The following is a 2,075-nucleotide window of genomic DNA, read 5'->3' as shown; positions in this document are numbered from 1 at the left end:
CTTGCCGCCAAAGCCGGTGAGGCTATTTTTAGGCTAGGTCGAGAGCCTGAAAAAGAGCAGCGTATCGTGATTGACGAACTATTAGATGCCACCTACAACGGCGAAGGCTGGTTGTGGGATGGGCGTTTGGATGCGATTCGCTGGCAACAAGCCTTTTTTTGCGCAGCCATTGTCCGTGACCAAGCAGCGATGGATAGTTTAGCGAAGTTCCCTGTATCTGTAATGCGTCAGTGCTCTACCACAAACAGTGAAGCCGAGTATGCACTTGTTGAATTAATACAAGCAATTCACCGCCGAGTAGAAAACGATGAAGGCGTAGCTGCTTTAATCAAAGCACTAGACATGTTGAAATCAGAGGCTAAAACAGATCCTTGGGTAAGCTATGGTGTTGGCGGAAAAACAAATTTTGTGCTTGCCTTTATGATGGATGGAGAGGTCACCCCGAGTACGGCATTTGCAAATGCATTAACTGATAGCTGGGAGTACCACGAGCGTTTCTTAGATGAAGGTTACCAACATCCTAATTTTTATATGCCTATTCCTTTATTGGGTTTAGCGTGTATGGCAAAAGATTTAGGTAAAGAAGTAAACGTACAATCAGATTTTATCCCGCAGTTTTATATTGATGGCGATTATTTATAACCCCTTGCAACCCTCGCAAACCGACACAATTTAAAGGAATAAACATGATAAACATTACACGCGATTATGAACCTATGCTTTTAGAGCATGATATTGAACGCTTTGAAGAAGCGTACAATGAAGTGATTGAAGATTTACCCATTAAGAGGGATAACTTAATTTATTTATTGGGAGATGCAATCAAAATCTGCCAATGGTGGTCGTTTGATTTAACCGAGGAAAACAAGCAAAAATCCATAAAAGCATTAAAAATAGTAGCAAAAGCTGGGGAGGCTATTTTTAGGCTAGGTCGAGAGCCTGAAAAAGAGCAGCGTATCGTGATTGACGATATATTAGACGCCACCTACAAGGGCTTAGGCTTATTGGAAAATGGTGGGTTACATGCGATGCGTTGGCAAGAAGCCTTTTTTGCTGCAGCAATCGTGCGTGACTATGAAGCGATGGACAGCTTAGTGAAGTTTCCGGTGTCATTAATGAGAAAGTGTTCTTCTAAAAGTCCTGAAGCAGAGTATTTATTAACCGAATTAATACAGTGTATTCATCGTCGAGAATCAGGTCCAAAGGGTATTGAAATTCTCAACAAGTTGCTGGATGAAGTGATTGAAGGCGGTAAAAAAGAACCGTGGGTTGCGTATGGTACAGGTTCAAAATCAGATTTTATTATTTCCTTTACCACAAAGTCTGAAGCAACTCCAAGTGAGGCATTAGCAAGTGCACTAACCGAAAATTGGAAGTATTGTGAGCGCCACCGTGATTTAGAGGGATATGAACAACCTACTTTTTACATGCCAATTAATTTGCTCGGTTTAGCATGCATGGCAAAAGACTTAGGTAACGAATTAAACGTGCAATCAGACTTTATTCCGCAATTTTATATTGATGGCGATTACCTGTAATTTCACCCTAAACGCCCCAAAAACCGGCATAATTTAAAGGAATAAACATGCTAACCATAACACGTGATTATGAGACGAGAGATGTTGAGTATAATATAGAACGATTTGAAAATACTTATAATAAAAACATCAAATTCATGAGTGTACGTAGAGATAATTTAGTTTCTTTATTAAGCAATGCAATCAAAATCTGCCAATGGTGGTCGTTTGATTTAACCGAAGAAAACAAGCAAAAATCAATAACAGCATTAAAGCTTGCGGCAAAAGCCGGTGAGGCAATTTTTAGGCTAGGTCGAGAGCCTGAAAAAGAGCAGCATATTGTGATTGACGACATATTAGATGCCACCTACAACGGCAAAGGTATGTTGTGGGAAGGTGGTTTTTTGGATGCCGTTAGTTGGCAAGAAGCCTTTTTTTGTGCGGCAATTGTCCGTGACCAAGCAGCGATGGACAGTTTAGCGAAGTTTCCTGTGTCTGTAATGCGTCAGAGCTCTACCACAAACAGTGAAGCCGAGTATGTACTTGTTGAATTAATCC

The 2,075-nt window shown here is 40.8% G+C and carries 3 protein-coding genes; all 3 read left to right on the top strand.

The window, feature by feature from the left end; genetic code table 11:
- Positions 1-642 (top strand): immunity 49 family protein (locus I6F65_RS21185; RefSeq protein WP_197114797.1); only part of this gene is annotated, 642 nt, incomplete at its 5' end.
- Between the two features lie 44 nt (positions 643-686).
- Entirely contained in the window at positions 687-1,538 is an 852-nt protein-coding gene (locus I6F65_RS21180) for an immunity 49 family protein (RefSeq protein WP_197114795.1), read from the top strand.
- A gap of 47 nt (positions 1,539-1,585) precedes the next feature.
- Positions 1,586-2,075 (top strand): immunity 49 family protein (locus I6F65_RS21175; protein WP_197114793.1); only part of this gene is annotated, 490 nt, incomplete at its 3' end.

Origin of the sequence: Pseudoalteromonas sp. SWXJZ94C, assembly GCF_015864385.1 — a bacterium.
Classification (GTDB): Bacteria; Pseudomonadota; Gammaproteobacteria; order Enterobacterales; family Alteromonadaceae; genus Pseudoalteromonas.
This window is presented reverse-complemented; position numbering and strand designations above follow the sequence as displayed.